This window comes from Sphingomonas sp. BLCC-B65 (genome assembly GCF_028550675.1).
GTDB lineage: Bacteria > Actinomycetota > Actinomycetes > Actinomycetales > Microbacteriaceae > Microbacterium.
In genome coordinates this window covers 1985182-2007892 of sequence record NZ_JAQQGL010000001.1, presented here as the reverse complement: position 1 = coordinate 2007892, position 22711 = coordinate 1985182, and the positions used below count along the sequence as shown (strand labels likewise).

At 70.2% G+C, this 22711-nt stretch carries 21 protein-coding genes; 8 read left to right on the top strand and 13 right to left on the bottom strand.

The annotated features are described in order from the left end of the window. Positions 1 to 32: 32 nt before the first annotated feature. Both PP359_RS09475 and PP359_RS09470 read right to left on the bottom strand, forming a co-directional pair. Complete coding sequence (locus PP359_RS09475; protein ID WP_499250426.1) at positions 33 to 1517, bottom strand: DHA2 family efflux MFS transporter permease subunit; 1485 nt, start codon at positions 1515 to 1517, stop codon at positions 33 to 35. Next, positions 1514 to 2146 (bottom strand): PadR family transcriptional regulator, encoded by a 633-nt coding sequence (locus PP359_RS09470; protein ID WP_036321304.1) that lies wholly within the window; start codon positions 2144 to 2146, stop codon positions 1514 to 1516. Before PP359_RS09470 ends, PP359_RS09475 begins: the two co-directional genes overlap by 4 nt. Positions 2147 to 2234: 88 nt before the next feature. Between PP359_RS09470 and PP359_RS09465 the strand changes: the two genes are divergently transcribed. Both PP359_RS09465 and PP359_RS09460 read left to right on the top strand, forming a co-directional pair. Then, positions 2235 to 2594, top strand: coding sequence for a hypothetical protein (locus PP359_RS09465; protein WP_499250425.1), 360 nt, complete (start codon positions 2235 to 2237; stop codon positions 2592 to 2594). Positions 2595 to 2601: 7 nt separating this feature from the next. Then, positions 2602 to 3549: a phosphoribosylaminoimidazolesuccinocarboxamide synthase gene (locus tag PP359_RS09460; protein WP_499250424.1), complete on the top strand. Its 948-nt coding sequence runs from the start codon at positions 2602 to 2604 to the stop codon at positions 3547 to 3549. A gap of 31 nt (positions 3550 to 3580) precedes the next feature. Here PP359_RS09460 and PP359_RS09455 read toward each other — a convergent pair whose 3' ends face one another. The 3 genes from PP359_RS09455 to murQ are packed head-to-tail and all read right to left on the bottom strand — an operon-like array spanning position 3581 to position 7040. Next, positions 3581 to 4609, bottom strand: coding sequence for a MupG family TIM beta-alpha barrel fold protein (locus PP359_RS09455; RefSeq protein WP_499250423.1), 1029 nt, complete (start codon positions 4607 to 4609; stop codon positions 3581 to 3583). Then, entirely contained in the window at positions 4609 to 6075 is a 1467-nt protein-coding gene (locus PP359_RS09450; RefSeq protein WP_112932060.1) for a PTS transporter subunit EIIC, read from the bottom strand. The genes PP359_RS09455 and PP359_RS09450 overlap by 1 nt, the downstream gene beginning before the upstream one ends. A gap of 29 nt (positions 6076 to 6104) precedes the next feature. Beyond that, the gene (murQ, locus tag PP359_RS09445; RefSeq protein ID WP_294943871.1) at positions 6105 to 7040 is read right to left on the bottom strand and encodes an N-acetylmuramic acid 6-phosphate etherase; all 936 of its coding nucleotides are present in this window, start codon (positions 7038 to 7040) and stop codon (positions 6105 to 6107) included. Between the two features lie 126 nt (positions 7041 to 7166). Between murQ and PP359_RS09440 the strand changes: the two genes are divergently transcribed. Next, positions 7167 to 8048, top strand: coding sequence for a MurR/RpiR family transcriptional regulator (locus PP359_RS09440; protein ID WP_112932062.1), 882 nt, complete (start codon positions 7167 to 7169; stop codon positions 8046 to 8048). A 131-nt stretch (positions 8049 to 8179) separates the two neighbouring features. Beyond that, positions 8180 to 9535 (top strand): uracil-xanthine permease family protein, encoded by a 1356-nt coding sequence (locus PP359_RS09435; protein ID WP_036321150.1) that lies wholly within the window; start codon positions 8180 to 8182, stop codon positions 9533 to 9535. Between the two features lie 66 nt (positions 9536 to 9601). Here PP359_RS09435 and PP359_RS09430 read toward each other — a convergent pair whose 3' ends face one another. From PP359_RS09430 to PP359_RS09410, 5 genes are all read right to left on the bottom strand, one after another. Then, positions 9602 to 10615 (bottom strand): LacI family DNA-binding transcriptional regulator, encoded by a 1014-nt coding sequence (locus tag PP359_RS09430; RefSeq protein ID WP_112932064.1) that lies wholly within the window; start codon positions 10613 to 10615, stop codon positions 9602 to 9604. Positions 10616 to 10618: 3 nt separating this feature from the next. Next, positions 10619 to 12127, bottom strand: a complete 1509-nt coding sequence (locus PP359_RS09425; RefSeq protein WP_112932065.1) for a GH1 family beta-glucosidase — start codon at positions 12125 to 12127, stop codon at positions 10619 to 10621. Between the two features lie 29 nt (positions 12128 to 12156). Further along, on the bottom strand, positions 12157 to 13074 hold the full coding sequence (locus PP359_RS09420; protein ID WP_036321144.1) for a carbohydrate ABC transporter permease: 918 nt from the start codon (positions 13072 to 13074) through the stop codon (positions 12157 to 12159). Further along, entirely contained in the window at positions 13071 to 14171 is a 1101-nt protein-coding gene (locus PP359_RS09415) for a carbohydrate ABC transporter permease (RefSeq protein ID WP_036321142.1), read from the bottom strand. Before PP359_RS09415 ends, PP359_RS09420 begins: the two co-directional genes overlap by 4 nt. A gap of 86 nt (positions 14172 to 14257) precedes the next feature. Further along, positions 14258 to 15532: an ABC transporter substrate-binding protein gene (locus PP359_RS09410; protein ID WP_036321140.1), complete on the bottom strand. Its 1275-nt coding sequence runs from the start codon at positions 15530 to 15532 to the stop codon at positions 14258 to 14260. Positions 15533 to 15876: 344 nt separating this feature from the next. Here PP359_RS09410 and purS point away from each other — a divergent pair, with 344 nt between their 5' ends. Beyond that, positions 15877 to 16122 (top strand): phosphoribosylformylglycinamidine synthase subunit PurS, encoded by a 246-nt coding sequence (gene purS, locus PP359_RS09405; protein WP_036289123.1) that lies wholly within the window; start codon positions 15877 to 15879, stop codon positions 16120 to 16122. Then, positions 16119 to 16826: a phosphoribosylformylglycinamidine synthase subunit PurQ gene (purQ, locus tag PP359_RS09400; protein WP_036321138.1), complete on the top strand. Its 708-nt coding sequence runs from the start codon at positions 16119 to 16121 to the stop codon at positions 16824 to 16826. The genes purS and purQ overlap by 4 nt, the downstream gene beginning before the upstream one ends. A 1-nt stretch (position 16827) precedes the next feature. Here the strand turns inward: purQ and PP359_RS09395 are convergent, their stop codons facing one another. The 3 genes from PP359_RS09395 to PP359_RS09385 form a co-directional block, all read right to left on the bottom strand. Continuing rightward, a complete protein-coding gene (locus tag PP359_RS09395; protein WP_112932066.1) occupies positions 16828 to 17259 on the bottom strand; it encodes a DUF1761 domain-containing protein in 432 nt (143 codons plus the stop codon). Positions 17260 to 17362: 103 nt separating this feature from the next. Then, positions 17363 to 17917 (bottom strand): nucleotidyltransferase family protein, encoded by a 555-nt coding sequence (locus tag PP359_RS09390; protein ID WP_112932067.1) that lies wholly within the window; start codon positions 17915 to 17917, stop codon positions 17363 to 17365. Continuing rightward, positions 17914 to 18993 (bottom strand): XdhC family protein, encoded by a 1080-nt coding sequence (locus PP359_RS09385; RefSeq protein WP_112932933.1) that lies wholly within the window; start codon positions 18991 to 18993, stop codon positions 17914 to 17916. Before PP359_RS09385 ends, PP359_RS09390 begins: the two co-directional genes overlap by 4 nt. Positions 18994 to 19136: 143 nt before the next feature. On the opposite strand from PP359_RS09385, the gene PP359_RS09380 reads away from it, so the two are divergent. Together PP359_RS09380 and PP359_RS09375 are read left to right on the top strand one after the other, a co-directional pair. Beyond that, positions 19137 to 19940, top strand: a complete 804-nt coding sequence (locus PP359_RS09380; protein WP_112932068.1) for an FAD binding domain-containing protein — start codon at positions 19137 to 19139, stop codon at positions 19938 to 19940. Next, positions 19937 to 22693: a molybdopterin-dependent oxidoreductase gene (locus PP359_RS09375; RefSeq protein WP_112932069.1), complete on the top strand. Its 2757-nt coding sequence runs from the start codon at positions 19937 to 19939 to the stop codon at positions 22691 to 22693. Before PP359_RS09380 ends, PP359_RS09375 begins: the two co-directional genes overlap by 4 nt. The last annotated feature ends 18 nt before the right edge of the window (positions 22694 to 22711 follow it).

Here is a 22711-nt window from a genome sequence, read left to right as displayed (position 1 = left end):
CACCGGGCGGCGATGGGCGATGCGGCGCGCGCTCAGCGCTTGACGAGGTGCGGCGGGCGCTGCATGAACAGCACGGCGACGACGCCGATCAGCAGCACGATCGCCGGCAGCAGGATCGTCTGCGCCATGGCGTTCGAGAAGCCGTCGACGACGAACGCGGGCAGCTGTCCCGCACCGAAGTCGCCGCCGGCGTTCGAGGCGCCCGGCAGGTTCGCCTCGAGACGCGACTGCATGAACGCGGCGATCGCCGCCGAGCCGAGCACCGAACCGATCGTGCGCGTCGTGTTGTAGATGCCCGCGCCGGCGCCGGCCTGGCGCGGCTCGAGGTTACGGGTCGCCGTGGTGGCCAGCGGCCCCCACATGCCGGAGTTTCCGACGCCCATCAGGAACGAGGGCAGCAGGAACATCCAGATCGGAGTGTCGGCGTGCATCAGCGAGGAGTACCAGAAGAGCGATCCGGCGACCAGGAGCAGCCCCGGCACCAGCAGGACGCGGGCGTCGACCCGGTCGAGCAGCCGGCCGGTCAGCGGCGAGAGCACACCCGCGGCGACGGCCATCGGCACGAGCAGGAGCGCCGATTCGGTGGGCGTGAGACCGCGCGCCAGCTGCACGAAGAACATGAGCGGCAGCGACATGCTCGTCACCGTGAAGCCGACCGTGGCGATCGTGAAGTTCGACACCGAGAAGTTGCGGTCGCGGAACAGTCCGAGCGGCACGAGCGGCTCGCTGCGGGTCTTCGCCTGCTGCCAGATGAAGAGCGCCATGACCACGACGCCGCCCGCGATCATCGTCCAGACCCAGGCGACCCAGTCGAAGTGCTCACCCTCCTGCAGACCGAAGACGATGAGGAACAGGCCGACCGCGCTCAGGACGACCCCGACCAGGTCGAAGCGGTGGGGGTGCGTCTCGAGGTTCGGGACGAGCATCCACGCGAGGACGAAGCCGATCACACCGACGGGCAGGTTGACGAAGAAGATCCACTCCCAGCCGAGGCCGTCCACGAGCAGGCCTCCGGCGAGCGGCCCGACGAGCATGGCGACCCCGGAGGTCGCTCCCCACAGGCCCATCGCGGCACCGCGGCGCTGGGGCGGGAAGGTGCGGGTGATGACGGCCATCGTCTGCGGGGTCATGAGTGCGGCACCCAGGCCCTGGATCGCGCGGAAGACGATCAGCATCTCGAGGGATCCCGACAGGCCACAGCCCAGGGATGCGAGCGTAAAGATCGCGAGGCCGATGAGGTAGATGCGCTTCGGTCCGAATCGATCACCCAGACGGCCGGTGATCAGCAGGGGCACGGCATACGCCAGGAGGTAGGCCGACGTGACCCACACGACGTTGTCGAGGTTGTTGGTGGACGGGTCGAGGGCCGCCTTGATGGCGGGGTTGGCTACCGAGACGATCGTGGTGTCGACCAGGATCATGAAGAACCCGATGACGAGCGCCCAGAGGGCGGGCCACGGGTTGCGTTCGGGGGTGGGTGCGGGCGCGGTCACATCGCGCGTGCGTTGTTCGGTCATGAGCGAGCAGCTTCTCTCTGTGCCAGATAGCGATCGGTTTTCTCGTGTGATCCCCACACGAAGTCGGGGTGGGCGAGCCGTTCCAGCAGGTCGGCGAGCCAGTCGTGGTCGGCGGCGAGCAGGGCCCGCTCGCGATCGATCTCGATGAGGTACTGCTCGATGACGGATGCCGGGCCGGTCTTGCTCTCGCGCGCATGGGCGATGCCGTCGGCGAGCTCGTCGCGCGCACGGGCGAGATGCTCCCGACGGGTCGACAGCAACGCCACGACGTCCTCGCGGGGGAGATTGTGCGCCTCGGCCAGCGCCACGCGGAACTCGACGGGCCGGTCCAGGAGCGGAAGCTCCCGGCGCACCCAGTCCTGGACGACCTCGTGGCCGGCATCGGTGAGGGTGTACGTCGTGCGCTCCGGCCGGTTGCCGTCCCGATCGACGCCGACCTCGGCGAGCAGACCGGACTTCTCCAGACGTGCGACGGTGTGGTACATCGTGCCGTTGGTCACCGACACGATGCGATCGTCGTGACGGTGCCGCATCAGCCGGATCATCTCGTAGGGGTGCATGTCGTCCTCGCGCAGCAGCGCGAGCACCATCACTCCCAACGGTGTGAGCCGGTCCACGGCGCTCTTCACGACTGTTCTCCTCCACGGCTTGTTATTCCATCTTGACTAGTCCACATGGACTATACGCTGATTTGTCACGGCGCGCTACGGTCTGCTCATGACGGTAGAGGCGCGCGCGGTGTTCGACGACATCGCCGCCGAGTACATGGTGCTCCCGGGCGTCGACATCGGCCCGATGTTCGGCAGCGAGGGCCTGCGCATCCGAGGGAAGGTGTTCGCGTTCATGGGCTATCGGTCGGGACTGATCGCGAAGCTGCCCGAAAGCAGAGTGACCGCGCTCGAGAAGACCGGCAGGGCGGAACGGATGACCATGCGCGGCCGCGCGATGCGCGAGTGGGTCTTCGTCGGGACCGATGCCGTGGATCTCTGGCCCGACGTCGTGGCGGAGGCCTACGCCTTCGTCGACGAGATCACCCCGCGCGCAGGCGGCGGCACAGCCGCACCGTCCCCGCGATAATGGACGCGTGACCGACGCCTCCTCGCCCTCCGCCGCGCCCGCCGATCTGCCCGGCTGGACCCACGTCTACTCGGGCAAGGTCCGCGACCTCTACCGCCCCGCGTCGGACAGCCCCGCACCGGCCGAGCGCATGCTCGTCGTCGCCAGCGACCGGGTGAGCGCGTTCGATCACGTCCTGAGCCCCGGCATCCCGGGAAAGGGCGAGCTGCTCACCACCCTCAGCCTGTGGTGGTTCGACCAGCTCTCCGGCGCCGACGGCGGCCGCCGCATCCCGAACCACCTGGCCGCGACCCACGTGCTCCCCTCCGGATCGGACGACGCGGTTGATCTCGTCCCGGACGCCGTCACGGGTCGGGCGATGATCGTGCGCACCCTCGACATGCTGCCCATCGAGTGCGTCGTGCGCGGCTATCTGACCGGCTCGGGCTGGAAGGAGTACGTCGCCGCGGGGACGGTGTGCGGCATCCCGCTGCCGGCCGGCCTGCAGGACGGCGATCGCCTCCCCGAGCCCCTGTTCACCCCGGCGTACAAGGCGCCGATGGGAGAGCACGACGAGAACATCTCCTTCGCGAGAGCCGAAGAGCTGGTCGGTGCAGCACGCGCCGCGCAGCTGCGAGATCTGTCGCTCGAGATCTACCGCCGGGCGGCGGCGACCGCAAAGGCGAAGGGCCTGATCCTCGCGGACACGAAGTTCGAGTTCGGCGTGGATGCCGACGGGGTGCTCACCCTGGCCGACGAGGTGCTCACGAGCGACTCGTCGCGCTACTGGGATGCCGCGGCGTGGGCGCAGGGCACGAGCGCGGCCGAGCGGATGGCCAGCTTCGACAAGCAGATCGTCCGCGATTGGCTCGCCGCCGCCTGGGACGGCCAGGGAACGCCGCCCGAGCTGCCGGCCGAGATCGTCGAGCGCACCGCGGCGAAGTACCGCGAGCTGCTCGAGATGCTCACCGACTGACGCGACCGCGTTGTAGAGACGCCGCAGCGGCTCAGACGAAACGCACCGTGTCGCCCGGCCGCAGGCTCTCGACGATGCCGCGGGCGGGCGCCGCGATCTCGCCGACATGGGCCTGCAGACCCGTGAGCGGCAGATCCCGACGCATCAGGTGGATCTCTCCCCGATAGCGACCGAGGCTGTCGAGATCCATCTGCAGCGACCCGGCGGCACGATGGTCGGCGTTGCGCGCGGCATCCGGAGCGACGCTCCCGCGCGTCTCCTCCAGCCGGAACGACGCCGCGCTGTCTTCGACACGCAGCCGCCAGGCGGCGCCGCGAAGGAAGGCCGCCGCCGGGTCGAGGTCCGACAGGGGCACCGTCACCTCGCCGGTGCGCTCGTGGTGGGCGATCCATTCGAGATGCTCCGCGTGCACGGTGCCCTCGGCGCAGACGATCTCGACATCGGGCGCGATCGCACGCAGGTGCAGATAGTTGCGCCACGCGGTGCGATGACGATGCTCCTCGAGCGTGGGCAGACCGAGGTGAAGGGGTGCGCGCAGCGCGCTCTCGCCCGGAAGGAACGCGTACACGGGGCTCTGCCGCTCGGCGAACAACGCGTTCTGGCTGACGAAGAACTCCGTGCCGATGCCGGTCTCGGGCCGGGGATAGAAGTTGTGCCATCCGACCACGTCGATGCCGTCCAGCTCGTCGAGGAACGACGCGGTCGCCGTGCTCGCGTTCACCGCGATGCGGCATCCCGAGGCGCGGGCGATGCGGCGGATCTCCTCCGGCGCGAAGCCGAAGTCGATCCGCAGCATCTCGACACCGCCGTCGCGCAGCCGCCCTAGCCCGTCGAACCCCTCGCCCAGGCGCTCGAGGGCGAGCGGCGAGATGTCGGCGCAGAACGTCACACCCCGCTCCCGGTGCGCGTCCGCCAGCTCGGCGGCGAAGCCGAGCAGGCCCGCGCTCTCCGGCTGGTGCAGCGACGTGAAGAGCATCGGCGCCGCGGCGACCGCGCACGCCTGGTCGATGACGTCCGCGCGGACCTCGGGCGTATCGGTGGGATAGATCGAGAACAGCATCAGCTCAGCCGCTCGACCATGTGCTCCTTGAAGCCGAAGAAGTAGGTCAGAACGAATCCCATGACGTAGGCGATCAGAAGGCCCCCGACGTACCAGAGCCATTGTCCGTTGGTGATGACGGCCGTCATCAGCACGCCCGACAGTCCCAGCGCGCCGGCGCCGAACCCGCCCGTCGCCTGGATGCCGTAGGCCACGAACGCGCCGCCGAAGCCGCCGCCGAGGCAGGCGGTGATGAGGGGGTAGAACAGGGGCAGCGAGACGCCGTAGATGAGCGGCTCACCCACACCGAGGACGCCGATGGGCAGCGCCGCACGGATGATGCTCTTCAGACGCGTGCTCTTGGTCTTGACGTAGATCGCGATCGCCATACCGACCTCGCCCGCCCCCGCCATCGCCAGCACGGGGAGCAGCTGGGTGAAGCCGTGGTCGGCGATCAGCTGCGCGTGGATGGGGGTGAGTCCCTGATGGATGCCGAGCATGACGAGCGGCAGGAACAGCGACGACAGCAGGTACCCGCCGATGACGCCACCGCGCTCGAGGGCGAAATCGATCAGCACCCAGTTGATGCCCTGCATCAGCAGTCCCGCGATGGGCATGATCACGAGGATGCAGACCGCGGCCCCGACGAGCACGGTGACGACGGGAACCACGAACAGGTCGAGCCACGCGGGAACGCGCGTGCGCACCCACTTCTCGATCACCGTGAACAGCCAGGCGGTCACGATCACGCCGATGATGCCACCCAGTGCCGGCTTGAGCTCGCCGAACAGGGGCAGTACCAGGGGCTGTGCGGCAATCGCCGTGCCGTCGGCCGCCTTCGAGGCCGGGATGCCGGCGAGGGCGGGCATGTACGACACGGCGCCGGCGATGAGGCCGAGCACGGGGGTGCCGCCGAACTCCTTCGCGGTGTTGTAGCCCACCAGCAGATTCAGGGCCCCCACGACGATCGAACCCAGCGCGGCGAACGCGAGGAACCAGGGGTTCAGGGCGACGCCGGGGGCGATCAGCTTCCAGACGTTCGCGATCGCGACGATGAGACCGCACGCGATGAAGCCGGGGATGATCGGGATGAAGATGTTGCCGATGTGGCGGAACAGCGAGTGCACACCGGTCTTCTGGCGCGCCTTCACCTTCTGGGTGTTCTTCGTCTGCAGTGCGCGCAGATCGGCCGCCGCGCTCAGCGGGGCCTCATCGTCGGCATCCACCGGCGCGGTGCCCTGCTGCCCGCTCTCCGCCGCGAACGCGTCGCGCAGGCGCTGGGCGTGACCGGGGCCCACGACGACCTGCAGCTGGTCGCCGTCGACCACGCCCATCACGCCGTCGAGCTTCTTGATCGCGTCGACGTCGACGCGGGAGGGATCGATGATCTCGAGCCGCAGGCGGGTCATGCAGTTGGTGAACGACGAGATGTTCTCGCCGCCGCCGACGAGCGGGAGGATGTCGCGGCTGAGTTTCGGGTAATCCACGGTGATTCCTTTCGTGATGTCCGGGGCGACTAGCGCTGGTCGGTGGGGGCGGGGCCGGCGGGGGCCGCGTCGTCGATGGCGGCGCGGACGAAGCCGTGCGCGTCCGCGAGTCGTTCGCGGGCGGCCGCGGCGCCGATTCCGCAGAGGATCGCCACGATGGCGGTCTTCGCGTGGCCGTCGGCGTCGGCCAGTGCGCTCTCGGCGCGTGAGCGGTCGCATCCGGTGGCGGCCTGCACGATGCGGACTGCGCGGTCGACGAGCTTCTCGTTGGTCGGGCGGACATCGACCATGAGATTGCCGTAGACCTTGCCGAGGCGCACCATCGTCGCCGTGGAGATCATGTTCAGCACCAGCTTCTGACTCGTGCCCGCCTTCAGCCGAGTGGAACCGGTGAGCACTTCGGGACCGTTGTCGATCTCGATCGCGACGTCGGCATGCTCGCTGATCTCGGCATTCGGGTTGGCGGCAAGGGCCACCGTCGCCGCGCCGATCGCGCGCGCGTGGTCGAGGCCGCCGATGACGTAGGGCGTGCGGCCGGAGGCGGCGATTCCCACGACGACGTCGGCAGCGCTCAGTTCGATGGCCTGCAGGTCGGCGACGGCGAACTCGACGGAGTCTTCGGCGTTCTCCACGGCCTCGAACATGGCGGCGCGCCCACCCGCGAGCACCCCCCGCACCTGTCCCGGATCGGTGCCGAAGGTGGGCGGGCACTCCGCGGCATCCAGCACCCCGAGCCGTCCGCTCGTGCCGGCGCCCAGGTAGATGAGCCGGCCGCCGGCGCCGAGGGCGGCGACGGCGAGATCGACCGCACGGGCGATCTGTCCGATCGCGGCGGCGACGGCCACGGGCACGCGGCGGTCCTCGTCGTTCATCGCGGTGAGCAGCTCGGTGACGCTCATGGCGTCGAGCGCCCGGGTGCGCGGGTTCTGCTGTTCCGTGGTGACGGCGGACACGGGAGCGGTCATGCGGCCTCCTCGTCGATGGCGGTCCCGCGCGGTTTCGTGGGCGTGAATGACTATTTCACAAAGCCGATCAAATGTGAAGCATGATTTCATGAAGCGTGGGAGACTGACGCAGACCCGGGAGGCGACATGGACGGCGACGTCATCGAGACGATCCGCACGGCCGTGCCGCGTCTGCGTCCAGCGGAGTCCCGGGTCGCCACGATCGTGCTGCACGATCCGGATGCCGTCGTCAACGCGACCGTGGCCGAACTCGCCGACCACGCCGGCGTCTCCCAGGCCTCGGTCGTGCGCTTCTCCAAAGCGCTCGGCTTCGCCGGGTTTCCGGCACTGCGCATGCAGCTGGCGCAGGAGCTGTCGCGCAACGCCGCCGACCTCGAGCGTTCGGACATCGCCGAAGGGCAGCTGAACCCGTCGGACTCGCTGTCCGACATGGTCTCCAAAGTCGCCTTCCACGAGGCGCGCACGATCGAACAGACGGCGCGGCTGATCGACCTCGCGGCGCTGGAGGAGGTCGCCGGGCGCATCGCCGCGGGTGCGCGCGTGATCGCCGTCGGCGTGGGCGCGTCGGGTCTGGCCGCCGGCGACCTGTCGCAGAAGCTGCAGCGCATCGGCGTGAACTGCCTGAACGCGCCCGACACGCATCTGCAGCTCGTGCACGCTGCGCTCGCCGGCACCGACGCCGTCGTCATCGCCTTCTCGTTCAGTGGGGGCACCCGCGACGTGCTGCACGCGGTCGAGGTCGCCGCCCGCACGGGAGCCCTGACCGTCGCCGTGACCGGCGACCCCGACTCGGCGCTCGCCGGCGCCTGCGACCTCGTGCTGCGCACGCCCGCCCGGGAGGCGACGCTACGCGCGGCGGCGCTGGCCAGCCGCATGGCGCAGCTCGCCGTGGTCGACTTCCTCTTCCTGCGGGTCGGGCAGCTGCGTTTCGACGATCTCGGATCGGTGCTGGACGCCACTCGACAGGCCGTGACACCTCAGCATCTGCCGCGGGGCGAGCGCAACTGAGACGGGAGCGCTCTTTCACGGCGCGCGTGCGCGGCTCACAGCCCGCTCCCAGGTAGCCTGACCTGGGCATCCGCCGCCCGCCCCATCCCCCGCCGTTTCGCCGACCGCACCGCCGAAGAAGGAGCACGACCATGCCCATCTGGACTCAGCACGGAGACGGCCGCACCGTCGAGCCCGGCGCCGTCGTCAAGCCGCACGAACGCCTCGGCTGGCCGGCGACGATCGCGATCGGCGCCCAGCACGTGGTCGCCATGTTCGGTGCGACATTCCTCGTGCCGCTGCTCACCGGGTTCCCGGTCTCGACCACGCTGCTGTTCTCCGGTATCGGCACCCTGCTGTTCCTGGTCCTCACCGGCAACCGCCTGCCCAGCTACCTCGGCAGCTCGTTCGCGTTCATCGCGCCGATCCTCGCCCTCGGCCCGGGCGGCGGAAAGGCGCTGGAGACCGGCGAGCAGATCAGTCAGGCCCTGCTCGGCGTGTTCGTCGCCGGCGTGCTGCTGGCCGGCATCGGGCTGCTCGTGCAGGCCACCGGCACCGGCTGGATCGAGAAGCTCATGCCCCCGGTCGTCTCCGGCGCGATCGTGGCGCTCATCGGCCTGAACCTCGCGCCCGTGGCGTGGACGAACTTCCAGCAGGACGCGCTGCTCGGCGGCATCACGCTGGCCGCCTGCATCCTGTTCGCCGTGTTCTTCCGCGGCTTCCTGGGGCGCATCTCGATCTTCCTCGGCGTCGTCGTCGGCTACGTCGTGGCCGCGCTGATGGGTCGCGTGAAATGGGACGGCGTCGCGGATGCCGCGTGGGTCGGCCTCCCCCAGTTCCACCTGCCCGCGTTCGGCGACGCGCACGCCTGGGCGATGCTGCCGATGTTCCTGCCCGTGATCCTCGTGCTGATCGCCGAGAACGTGGGCCACGTGCGCGGTGTCGCCACCATGACCGGCGACCCCTCGATCAACAAGCGCACCGGTCGCGCGCTGATCGCCGACGGCCTGGCGACCACGATCGCCGGCCTCGGCGGCGGCTCGGGCACGACCACCTACGGCGAGAACATCGGCGTCATGGCCGCAACCCGCGTCTACTCGACGGCCGCGTACTGGGTCGCCGGCACCGTGGCGATCCTGCTGGCCTTCTCCCCGAAGATCGGCGCGGTGATCTTCGCGATGCCCGCGGGCGTGCTCGGCGGCGTGACGACCGCGCTCTACGGCCTCATCGGCGTCATCGGCATCAAGATCTGGGTCGACAACCAGGTGGACTTCTCCCGCCCGGTCAACCAGTACACGGTCGCCGTGGCCTTCGTCATCGCGATCGCGGGCTTCACGATGAACCTCGGAACGCTCAGCTTCGGCGCCATCGTCCTGGGCACCGTGGCCGCTCTCGTCATCTACCACCTCGGCAACGCCATCGCCCGGGCGCGCAAGACCGGCGCGGATGACGGCGGGCCGATCGTGCCCATCGGCCCGCTCGGCGGCGATCCCGAGAACGTCGGCTGACGCTCGGCGCCGGATCGACGGACGCGGGGCGGCGCCGAGCGACGCGGCGCCCCGCGGATGCCGAGGTCAGGCGGAGTCGCGGACGATGAGCTCCGTCGGCAGGATCGTCACACGGTCGGGCGTGCCGCCGGAGAGGATCGACAGCAGCATGTCGGCCATGCGCTCCCCCTGCTCGTGGGAGGGCTGGCGCATCGTCGTGAGCTGCGGGCTGACGGTGCGCGCGACGGGCGAGTCGTCGAAGCCCACGATCGCGACGTCCTCGGGAACGCGGATGCCCGCGCGCCCGAGCGCCGCGAGCGCACCGCGAGCCATCAGATCGCTCGCGACGAAGAGCGCGTCGAACTCCACTCCCGTTTCGATGATCCGCTGCATCGCGGCCGAGCCGCCGTCGGCCGTGAAGTTGCCGTCCTCCTCGGCGACCGGCTCGAGCCCGGCGGCGGAGAGCGCATCGCGAAAGCCAACGAGACGGTCGATGCCGGCCGGCATCGTGACAGGGCCGGCGATCGTCGCGATGCGGCGGAAGCCTCGACCGATCAGATACTCGGTCGCCTCGCGTCCGCCGGCGACGTTGTCGACGTCGACGTAGTAGTCGCGTTCGCGCTCCCGCACGGGACGGCCGCCGTAGACGACCGGCACGACGTGCGCGATGCGGTCGATGAACGTGTCGCTCGTGTGGTGCGAGACGACGATCGCACCGTCGACGGCGCCGCTGCGCACGTATGCCGAGGTCTTGTCACCCGGATCGTCGCTCGCGATGATCAGGTTGAGCACGTACTCCGACCGGCTGAGCCGCGTGTTGATTCCCGACACGACCGAGGCGAAGAACGGGTCGCCGAAGAACCGGGTGGTGTCCTCGGGCACGACGAGTGCGATCGCCATCGTGGCGCGGCTCGCGAGCGAGCGCGCGGCACGGTTGGGCACGTAGTTCAGGTCCGCGATGGCGCGCCGCACCGCTTCCAGAGCCGCCGGGCTCACGGCCGTGGAGCCGTTGACGACGCGGGAGACGGTCGACCGCGACACTCCCGCGGCGGCCGCGACCTCTTCGATCGTCGGGGCGACGCGCGGGGTGTCGATGGTCACGGGCTACCTCTGAAGAGTCGAGATCGGTGCGCCGGGATGCGGGACGGCCCCGGAGACCGGAACCGCCGCGTCGTCGAGTGCGCGGGCGGCGATGACCCGACGATACTCCAGCGCGCTGTCTTTCGCGGTGCGCACCTGGGTGTCGTAATCGACGTGGACGATCCCGAAGCGCTTGGCGTATCCCCACGCCCACTCGAAGTTGTCCAGGAGCGACCAGTAGAAGTAGCCCCGCACATCCACGCCCGCATCGGCGGCGTCGAGGATCGCGTCCAGATGGGCGAGCAGGAACTGCGTGCGCTCGAGGTCGTGCACGCGGGCGACGCCGTCCTCGACGACGAGCTCGTCGTCGTAGGAAGCGCCGTTCTCGGTGACGTACAGGGCGGTGCCGGCCGGCTGGGCGTACTCGGCCCAGACGCGCTGCAGCAGACGCGTCAGCCCCTCGGGCTGCACCTCCCAGTGCATGTTGGTGCGCGGCAGACCGCGATCGTGCCAGTAGATGCCCTCGTGCGACGGGAAGGGGGATGCCGCGGGCCGGTCGGTCGGCGCATCGCCCGGCAGCGGTGGCTGCGGGTCGGGTGCGCCACCCACGAACTCGCCGTGGTAGTAGTTCACCCCGAGCGCGTCCAGCGGCTGCGAGATGGTGTTCAGGTCGCCCGGCTGATTCGCCGCCTCGAGCGCGTCGATGGCCTCGGGCGCGACGGCGCGGATGTCCTCGATCACATCGGCGGGGTACGCGCCGCGGAAGATCGGGTCGAGGAACCACCGGTTGAACTGCCCGTCGATGCGGCGGGCGGCATCGGCATCCGCGGCATCCGCGGGGTCGACGGCGTCGGCCACCGTGAGGTTCAGCGTGATGCCGAGGCGCAGATCGGCGTCGCGCTCACGCAGCTCGCGCACGACCGCCCCATGGCCGAGCATGAGGTGGTGGGCGGCGAGCACGCCATCGGTCACGCTGTAGCGGCCCGGCGCGTGGATGCCCGCGGTGTAGCTCAGGAAGGACGAGCACCAGGGCTCGTTGAGCGTCGTCCAGTTCTGCACCCGGTCGCCCAGCGCGTCGTGAACGCCCAGCGCGTACTCGAGGAACTGCTCGCTCGTGGAACGGACGGTCCAGCCGCCCTTCTCCTCGATCGCCTGCGGCATGTCCCAGTGATACAGCGTGAGCCACGGCAGGATGTCGTTGGCCCGCAGCTCGTCGACCAGGCGCTCGTAGAAGTCGAGCCCCTTGCGGTTGACCGGCCCCCCGTCGGGACGCACCCGCGACCACGAGACCGAGAAGCGATACGTGTCGAGCCCGAGGTCCTTCATGAGGGACACGTCGTCGCGGAAGCGGTGGTAGTGATCGCACGCGACATCACCGTTGTCGGCGGCGATCACGGCGCCGGGCACGCGGCTGAACGCGTCCCAGATGGATGCCGTGCGACCGTCCTCGAAGGCGGCGCCTTCGATCTGGTACGCCGCGGTGGCCGCGCCGAAGAGGAAGCCCTCCGGGAAGGAGCGGGAGAACTCTGTCATGAGTCGACCTTTCTGAAGCGGTCGGGCGCTCAGCCCTTGACCGCGCCTTGCATAATGCCACTGACCAGCTGCTTGCCGGCGAAGACGAACAAGATCAGCAGCGGAATCGTGGCCAGAAGCACGCCCGCGAGCACGATCGAGTAGTCGATGAAGTAGTTGGACTGCAGCAGCGACAGCGCCACGGGCAGCGTCGGGTTCTGCCGGTCGAGAACGATGAACGGCCAGAAGAAGTTGTTCCACGCCGACACGAAGGTGAACAGCGCAAGCATGGCAGCGGCGGGCCGCGCGGCCGGCAGGCCGACGGTGAGGAAGGTGCGGAACGAGCTCGCCCCGTCCACGCGGGCCGCCTCGATCAGCTCGTCGGGCACCGCCTGGCGCAGGTACTGCGTCATCCAGAACACGCCGAACGCGCTCACGAGGGCGGGCACGATGATCGCGCCGAGCTGACCGGTCCAGCCCATCTCGCTGAACAGGATGTACAGCGGCACGACGCCGAGCTGGGTGGGGACGGCCATCGTCGCGATGACGAAGACGAGTAGCCAGCTCGATCCCTTGAACTTCAGCTTGGCGAACGCCCACCCGGCGAGCGTCGAGAAGAAGACGACCGAGAGGGCGATCAGGCCGGAGCTGATGATCGAGTTCCACAGGGCCACCCAGAAGTTCACGGCCGGATCGTTCATGACCTTCGCGGCGTTGGCGAAGAAGTTGCCGCCCGGGATCCACGACATGTTGGGGTCGCGGATCGTGTACGAGTCGCCGGAGCCGATCAGCAGCGACCAGTAGAAGGGGAAGAGGCTGCCGACGAGCACGGCGGCGAGGCAGGCGTAGACGATCCAGCCCGGGCGGGTGCCCTTGACGTGGCGCGGACGACGCTTCTTCTCGCCCCGGCCCGGGGTCGGCAGCGCGTCGTCGACGACGGGGACGGCCTGTTCGTTGAGGACGCTCATCGCGTCACCTCCGCTGATTCGTTCGTGCGACGGGGTTCGGATGCCGCCGCGCGATCGGCGGCGACCGCGGCACGGGCTGCGCGTCGGGCGGCGCGCATCTGTGCCCGGGTGAGGGTGTTGCGGCTTCCTTCGTCGCGCACCAGGTTGCGGGTGATGAAGAGGTTGATGACGCCGATCACCAGGATGATGATGAAGAGGATCCAGGCCAGCGCGGCGGCGCGGCCCAGGTTCCACTGGCCCCAGCCGAGGTCGTAGAGCCAGAGCGAGATCGTCAGCCACTGGTTGTTCGCGCCGCCGGTGCCGGTCTGGTCGTACATGCGCGGCTCGTCGAAGATCTGCAGGCCACCGATGGTGGACGTGATGATCACGAAGATCAGGGTGGGGCGCAGGCTCGGCAGGGTGATCGCGAAGAACTGGCGCACCTTTCCGGCGCCGTCCACCGTCGCGGCCTCGTAGTAGTCGCGCGGGATGGCCTGCATCGCCGCCAGCAGGATGAGGGTGTTGTATCCGGTCCAGCGGAAGTTCACCATCGTGGCGATCGCGATGTGGCTGGCGAAGGTGTCGGAATGCCACATGACGGGAGGCAGCCCGATGCTGCTCAGCCAGGTGTTGATGATGCCGTACTGGTCACCGAACATGTTCGAGAAGATCAGGGCCACGGCGACCGGGGCCATGACGTACGGGACGAGCACGCCCATGCGCCAGAAGGTCTTGGCGCGGATGTTCTGATCCAGCAACGCCGCGATGAACACGGCGGCGATGAGCTGCGGCACCGACGACAGCAGGAAGATGCTGAAGGTGTTGCGCAGCGCCGCCCAGAACTTCGGGTCGGAGATCACGGTGGCGTACTGGTCGAACCCGACGAACGTGCCGGAGTTTCGCACCAGGTCCCAGTCCATGAAGGAGATCACCGCGGTGTACCCGATCGGGAAGAGCCCGACGACGAGGAACAGGATGAAGAACGGGGAGATGTACAGGTACGGCGAGAGCTTGAGGTCCCACGAGCTCAGCCGGCTGCCGAAGCCGATCCGTTTCGGCTGACGCGCGGCGATGGCGGCGGTGCCGCGCACGCGCGTGGAGGTTCTGGTGGTGTCCACTCTTCAGTCCTTCGATCTCGTGGTTGAGGCAGGGAGCGGGCCCGGGAGGGTCCCCCGGGCCCGCTGTCACATGTCTGCCGTCGTCCTTACTTGATGGCGGCGACTTCCGTCTGCCACTGCGCCCACGAGGCGGCCTTGTCCTGCGTTCCCTCTTCGACGCGGGTCAGAGCCTTCTGCATCGCGTCGTTGATCTGGAAGTAGAACTGGCCCTTGAAGGGCGAGACGGTGACCGCGTTGGCGCGGTCGGTGAGGATCTGGCCCACCGGAGCGTTGTTGAAGAACTCGTTCTTCGAGCTCAGCAGCGTGTCGGACTTCATCGCGTCGACCTGGCTCGGGAACGTGCCGGCCGCCTCGAACGCCTTGAGCTGCGTGTCGGGGCTGGTCAGCCAGTCGGCGAGCTGCTGGGCAGCCGCGACGTTCTTGCCGTTGGCGGGGACGGTCAGGTACGAACCGCCCCAGTTGCCGCCGCCGCCGGGGAAGACGTTGGCGATGTCCCAGCCCTTGACGTCCTTGGCGTTGCCGGAGATGACACCGAGCATCCAGCCCGGGCAGAGCATCGTCGCGAACGAGCCGTTGGACAGGCCGGCCATCCAGTCGTCGGACCACTGGCTGAGGTGGGCGGACTGCGTCTTGGCGGCGTCGAGCACCTGGTTGTAGATCGTCTCGACCTGCGGGTCGATCGTGATCTTGCCGTCCGAGGGGTTCTCGTACGCGGCCTCGACCTGGTTGATCATGCCCTGGTAGGTGCCGCCGGCGGAGTCGAAGAACGCCTTTCCGGTCGCGGCGGTGTACTTGGCACCGGTGTCGAAGTAGGTCTTCCAGTCGCCGGTGAGCAGCTTCGCGACCGACTCGCGGTCGGTCGGCAGGCCCGCCGCGGCGAACAGGTCGGAGCGGTAGCAGACGCCCTCGGGGCCGATGTCGGTGCCATAGCCGATGAGGTTGCCCTTGGGGTCGGTGGCGGCCTTGGTCTTCCAGTCCAGCCAGCGGCTCTTCAGGTCGGCGGGAACGGGCGCGAGCAGGTCGGAGTACTTCATGACCTCGGGCAGCCAGTCGACCTCGATGGCCTCGATGTCGGCGAGGCCGGTCTTGCCGAGCTTCTGGAAGTAGTTGGCGCGCGCGTCGTTGCTCGTGGCCGCCTTGTTGTGCACGATCGTGACGTTCGGGTGCTCCTTCGTGTACTCGGCGAACAGGGCGTCCGAGTATCCGAAGTCGTTGAAGGTCGCAACGGTCAGGGTGACCTTCTCGTTGGGGTCGGCCGTGGCTGCTCCGCCGCCGCCACCGGCGCAGCCGGCGAGGACGAGGGCGGAGGTGGTCGCGACGCCGGCCACGAGGCCGATGCGCCGCAGTGCGCGTGTGTTCACGTGTCACTCCTTTGTGGATGTGTTTCAGGTGCGTGGGTTGCGTTCCCGTCTCCCCGCGTTGCCGCGTCGCTATCGGAATGGGAGCGCTCTCACCGGACACCGACGACGTTATGGGATCGCTCCCAGGAATGCAAGGGAGCGCTCCCATGAGCCGATCACAGTTGCGTAACGGCGGCCGTGGCAATTCGCTGGCGTCCGCGTCGCCCGGCGTCGCGCTGGCAACGGATGCCGAGGGCGGGATGCCCGTAGACTGTGGGCGACCCCTTCCCTCCCGTGGCGCGCCGACTCCGGCATCCGTCGGCGGGACGACCCCGCGGCCGTCAGGCGGCCCTCAGGAGGACCGAATGCCCACCATCGTCGTCGATGTCATGCCCAAGGCCGAACTGCTGGACCCGCAGGGCAAGGCCGTCGCCGGCGCCCTCGGCCGCCTCGGCGTGGAGGGCTTCTCGGCCGTCCGCATCGGCAAGCGCTTCGAGCTCACCGTCGACGTCGCCGACGAGAAGACCCTCGAGACGGTGCGCACCCTGGCCGACGAGGTGCTCTCCAACGCGGTGATCGAGGACGTCGTGGGCATCGAGGTCGTCGAATGACCGCACGCATCGGCGTCATCACCTTTCCGGGCTCGCTCGACGACGGCGACGCCCAGCGGGCGATCCGCCTCGCGGGCGCCGAGCCCGTCGCCCTCTGGCACGGGTCGCACGACCTCGAGGGCGTCGACGCGCTCGTCCTGCCGGGTGGCTTCAGCTACGGCGACTACCTGCGCGCCGGTGCGATCGCCGCGCTCGCCCCGATCATGACCGAGGTGAAGGACGCGGCCGCCAAGGGCATGCCCGTGCTGGGCATCTGCAACGGCTTCCAGATGCTCGTGGAGGCTCATCTGCTGCCGGGCGGTCTGATCCGCAACGCCCACCAGCAGTTCATCCGGCGCGACCAGCGCCTGCGCGTGGAGAACGCGTCGACCGCGTGGACCTCGGCGTTCGAGACCGGCCAGGAGATCACGATCCCCCTCAAGAACGCGGACGGCGGCTACATCTGCTCGGCCGAGACGCTGAAGCGGATCGAGGGCGACGGACTCGTCGCGTTCCGCTACCTCGGCGTGAACCCCAACGGCTCGCTGGACGACATCGCGGGTCTCACGAACGAGCACGGCAACGTCGTCGGCCTCATGCCCCACCCCGAGCACGCGGTGGAGCCGGGCTTCGGCCCGAACACCCCCGACGCGATGCGCTCGGGCGTGGACGGCCTGGGCTTCTTCACCTCGGCGATCGCCGCCGTGGTGGGCGCCGCCGCCTGAGTCAGACGGTTCCGATCGGCGGCCAGAGTCCCATGACGAGCGCCATCAGCAGCACCGATGTCAGCTCGAATCCGATCGTGAGCACCGTCAGCTGCGACGGGCGCCCTTCGAACGCGTCGTGGGTGATGACCCGCGCCGCGGTGAAACCGGCCCAGAGCGTGACCGCTGTCACGAGCGCCGACGCGAGATAGCCGCCGCCGTAGAAGTGCCACGCGATCGCGACCGAGCCCGCCAGCACCCACGCCGTGAGGAACGTCACGACCGCAGACACGATCAGCGGAATCGCGGGCGAGCCGCGACGTGCGCTCATGTCGATGCGGGCCAGGCGTGCCCACCGGTCGACGAAGAGCGCCGGCGAGTACCAGACGGCGCCCAGCGCCATGCTGAGAACCGTGCCGATGAGCACGGCCCAATAGTTGATCTCGGGAATCATGACGCCTCCTGGTGGGTGAGCCGGTGCCGTGCCGCGAGGCTACCGCCTCGCTCGGCGCGGCGTACAGGGCAATGGCGACGGTGGGTGGACCGCGGGCGCGGCGTCAGTCGCGGGTATCCCGGTCGCGGCCATGCCACAGGTCGGCGCACTCCACGCGCTCGGCGCCGTGCGCGCGCAGGTAGGCGCCGGCACCCCTGTCACCGGCCAGCTCGCCGGCGACCCGCGGCCAGTGCGCCCGGCCGATCAGCACCGGATGACCCGGGCGGCCACGGTACGCGGCCTGCCGGAGCGCGTCGCCGTCGGCACGCCGCATCACCCGACGGCACGCGGATGCCGGCAGCTCCGGCACGTCCACGGGAACCACGAGCGCGGCGACGGCGCTCGAGCCGGCGGCAGCCTCGAGCCCGACACGGACGGATGCCGACAGCTCGCGGTACCCGTCGGCGACGCGCACCACGACCGTCCCCGTCGGGACGAGCGGTTCCGCCTCGTCGGCGCCGGTGCCCAGCACGACGACGACCGGGACGCACCCGGCGGCGCGCAGCGTGGCGACGGCGAGCACCAGCCACGACTCTCCCGCGGCGGTGCGGGCCAGCGCCTTCGGGCCACCGAAGCGGGTGCCGGCGCCCGCCGCGAGGACGACCCCGCAGACCGTCATGAACGCCCGGCGGGCGCCCGGCCGACAGCGCTGATCGGCGCGCAGACCGCGGGGCTCGCCGGCACGGTCACCGCCTGCCCCCCGCCGCGAGCGGCGGCGTGGACGGGTCCGGCCAGACCCGACAACCGTGCACCCGACCCGCCCCGACGATCGGCGATGATCTCGGCGAGGATCGACAGCGCGGTCTCCTCCGCCGACACGCCACCCAGATCGAGCCCGATCGGCGAGCGCAGGCGAGCGAGAGCGGCGGTGCCCACGCCGGCCTCGCGGAGGCGGCGGAGGCGATCGTCGTGGGTGCGGCGGCTGCCCATGGCTCCCACGTAATCGGCGGGCGAGCCGAGCGCGACCCGGAGTGCCGGGACGTCCAGTCGCGGATCGTGACTCAGGACGCAGATCGCCGTGCCCGCCTCGAGCCTCTCGGCGGCGAGATAGCGGTCGGGCCAGTCGACCACGACCTCCGCGCCGGGAAAGCGGTCGGCGGTGGCGAAGAGATCTCGGGGATCGACCACGCTCACGCGGTGTCCCATCGCCGTGCCGAGCCGCGCGAGGGCGACGGCGAACTCCACGGCGCCGACCACGATGAGTCGCGGGCGCGCGCCGACCTCGACGACGATCGCGTCGGCATCCGCGTCGAACGCGGGCGCGGACCCGTCCCGCACCGTCCCCTGTCCGCGCAGCGCCCCCGACGTGACGAGCCGGAAGCGGGTGGGGATGCCCGCGGCATCCCGCTCGGCCAGCAGTGCGAGCTGGGCCGCCGCGGCGCTGCCGGGCGACACGGGGCGCACGAGCACGTCGACCGCTCCCCCGCAGGTCAATCCCGCGGCAAAGCCCTCGCCGTCGCTGTAGCCGAAGCTGTCGATGGACACCGCGCCGGTGGCGATCGCGTCGAGACAGCGCTCGTGCACGGCCCCCTCGACGCAGCCGCCGGACACGTTCCCGAACACCCCGGCATCCGAGACGATCATGCTCGCCCCGACGGGCCGCGGCGCGCTGCCGGAAACCGCGACCACCGTCGCGATCGCGAACACGCGCCCCTCGCGCACCCACTGGGCTGCCGGGGACAGGATCTCGCGCATGGTCGTCACCGTAATCGCCGCTCGTTGCGGGCCTGTTGCGTGCGCGTGAAACACGGGCGAAACGGCACTCTGTTTCACTCGAACCCGATCCGGCCCGCGCACCCGACGCCGCGGACGGGACGTGACCCAGATCGGAGCGACACATGGACATCACCACCGTGCGCTCGTTCCGGACGGCGCGCACCCGTGACGACCTCCGGCTCGCCGAGGGCGAGACGATCATGGCGGGCGGCACCTGGCTGATGAGCGAGCCGCAGCCCGCAACGACCGGGTTCGTCGACCTCACCGGCATGGGCTGGGCCGACCTCGACGCCGATGCCGAGGGTCTGCGCATCGCCGCGACGTGCACCATCGCACGCCTCGTCGCGTTCGCGCAGAAGGCCCCGGCACCGTGGACGGCCGCCTCGATCATCCCGGATGCCGCGAACGCCCTCCTCGCCTCGTTCAAGATCTGGAACACCGCCACCGTCGGCGGCAACGTCTGCCGCGCTTTCGCGGCGGGCGCGATGGTGTCGCTGTGTGCCGGGCTCGACGGCGTCGCCGAGATCTGGAGCGACGACGGCGACCGCGAGCTGCCCGTCGCCGAGCTCGTGACGGGCAATGGAACGACGTCTCTCGCGCGGGGCGAGGTGCTGCGCGCGATCCGCCTGCCCGCCCACGCGCTGCGCTCGCGCGCCGCGCTGCGCAAGATCGCCCTGGCCGAGCACGGCCGCTCGGGAGCCGTCGTCACGGGCCGGGTCGACCCCGACGGCGCCAGTGTCTTCGGTGTGACGGCGGCGACCTGGCGTCCCACGGTGCTGCGCTTCACCGCGCTGCCGGATGCCGCGACCCTCGCCGCCGCCATCGAGGAATCCCCGGGGTACTACACCGACCCGCTCGGGTCGGCCGACTGGCGTCGCGGTGTCGCCGCCGCGCTCGCGGAGGACATCCGGAGGGAGCTCGCATGAAGTGGGTCGTCGACGGCGCCGAGGTGGATGCCGAGCCGCGTCCGGGCCAGTGCCTGCGCACCCTCCTGCGCGAGACGGGCCACACCGAGGTCAAGAAGGGTTGCGACGCGGGCGACTGCGGCGCCTGCACCGTGCTGCTGGACGGCGAGCCCGTGCACTCCTGCCTCATTCCCGCCGGTCGTGTCGAGGGTCGACACGTCACCACGGCGGCCGGACTCGCGCCGGGCGATGAGCTGCATCCGGTGCAGAAGGCGCTGGCCAGCGGCTTCGGCTTCCAGTGCGGGTTCTGCACGCCGGGGATGAGCGTGACGGCGTCGACGCTCTGCGAGAGCGACCTCGACGACCTCGACCGTCGCATGAAGGGCAACCTCTGCCGCTGCACGGGGTATCGCCCGATCCGCGAGGCGATCATGACCGCGGTGCGCGAGACGGGGCGGTCGGCACAGCGAGGCGGGGCGGATGCCGCGGCATCCGAACCGGGCGTCGTCGGCCGCTCTGTCGTGCCTGCCGCCGGCCCGCGGCTGACGCAGGGGCGCGAGAGCTTCACCTTCGATCTCGAGCCGGGTCACCCGGCGGCCGACGCCCTCGTGCTGCGGCTGGTCACGAGCCCTCACGCGCACGCGCGCATCACGGCGATCGACACCGCGGCCGCCCTCGCCGTGCCCGGCGTCGTCGCGATCTTCACGCACGCCGACGTCCCCGACGTGCGCTATTCCACCGGACGGCATGAACACCGCACCGACGATCCCGACGACACGCGCATGCTCGACGACGTGGTCCGCCACATCGGACAGCGGGTCGCCGCGGTGGTCGCCGAGACCGCCGAGGCCGCGGACGAGGCGTGCCGGCTCGTCCGTGTGGACTACGAGCCCCTCCCCGCCGTCTTCGACCCGGACGAGGCGCGCCGCCCCGGCGCTCCGCTGCTGCACCCCGACCGCACACCGGCCGACCGCGTCGACGAAGCGGAGCGCAACGTCATCGCGAGCGTGCACGCCGGGCCCGACGCCGCCGAGCTCGAGGCCGCCCTGGCCGCGAGCGCCGTGACGGTGACCGGGACGTGGCAGACCGCGAGGGTCACGCACGCGCAGCTGGAGACCCACGGCTCGATCGGCTGGCTCGACGACGACGGCCGCCTGGTGCTGCGCTCCTCGACGCAGGTGCCGTTTCTGGCGCGCGACGAGATCGCGCACATCTTCGGCCTGGACCGCGACCGCGTGCGCGTGCACACGGCCCGCCTCGGGGGCGGATTCGGTGGCAAGCAGGAGATGTTCACCGAGGACCTCGTCGCACTCGCGGTGCTGCGCACCCGCCGCCCGGTGGCGTTCGAGTTCAGCCGCGCCGACGAGTTCCAGCGGGCCGCCGTCCGGCATCCGATGCGGGTGAGCGTCACGCTCGGCGCGGATGCCGAGGGGCGGCTGACCGCGATGGCGATCGACCTGCTGAGCGACACGGGCGCGTACGGCAACCATTCGCGCGGCGTGATGTTCCACTCCCTCGCCGAGTCGACGACGATCTACCGGGTTCCGCTCAAACGGCTCGACGCGGAGGTCGTGTACACGAACAACGTGCCGTCGGGCGCGTTCCGCGGATACGGGCTCGGCCAGGTGGTGCTCGGCGTGGAGTCGGCGATGGACCAGCTGTCGGAGCGTCTGGGCATCGACCCGTTCGAGCTGCGCCGGCGCAACGCCGTCACCCCGCAGGACGACCCGGGCCACGACGACCTCGTGTGGGGCAGCTACGGGTTCGATCAGTGCCTCGACCTCGCCGAGTCCGCGCTGCGTCGCGGCAACGGCGTCCAGGCCCCTGCAGGATGGCTCGTCGGCGAAGGGGTCGCGGCGGCGATGATCGCCACGATGGCGCCCTTCGGCCACATCGCGCACACGAGCGTGACCCTCCGCGCCGACGGCACATACCTGCTGCGAGCCGGCACTGCCGAGTTCGGCAACGGCACCACGACGGTGCTCCGCCAGATCGCGGTCACCGACCTCTGTGCCGACCCCGACGGCATCGAGCTCTGGCACGCCGACACCGACGCCGTCGCCCACGACACGGGCGCGTTCGCATCGGCCGGCATCACCGTCGCGGGCAAGGCGCTGCACGCCGCCTGCCTCGCGCTCGCCGCGCGAATGCGTGCCCGTGCGGCCGAGCTGACCGGCACGGATGCCGCGGCGGCCCGACTCATGCCTGACGGCGTATACACGCCGGTTCGCGTCGTGCGACTCGGCGAGCTGACGGCGGAGGGCGAGCTCACCGCCGACGGCAGCGAGCTGGGTGAGCACCGTTCGCTGGCGTTCAACGTCCACGCGGTCCGCGTCGCCGTCGACCCGCGCACCGGCGTCGTCCGCATTCTGCAGTCGATCCAGTCGGCGGATGCGGGATTCGTGATGAATCCCGCGCAGTGCCGCGGACAGATCGAGGGCGGGGTGGCGCAGGGCATCGGCAGCGCCCTGTACGAAGAGGTCATGGTCGAGGACGGCAAGGTCACCACCCCCGTCTTCCGGCTGTACCGGGTGCCCCAGTTCGGCGATGTCCCCGACACCGAGGTGTACTTCGCCGACACCGCCGACGACCTCGGACCCTTCGGCGCGAAGTCGATGAGCGAGTCGCCGTACAACCCCGTGGCGCCGGCGATCGGCAATGCCATCGCCCGCGCACTCGGCGCTCGACCCTACGAGCAGCCGTTTCGCCGCGACCGTGTCTGGCGCCTCGCGTCACACCACCGAAACACGAACGGGCAAACGCCGGAAATGTGAGACACCTATCGTCTCCAG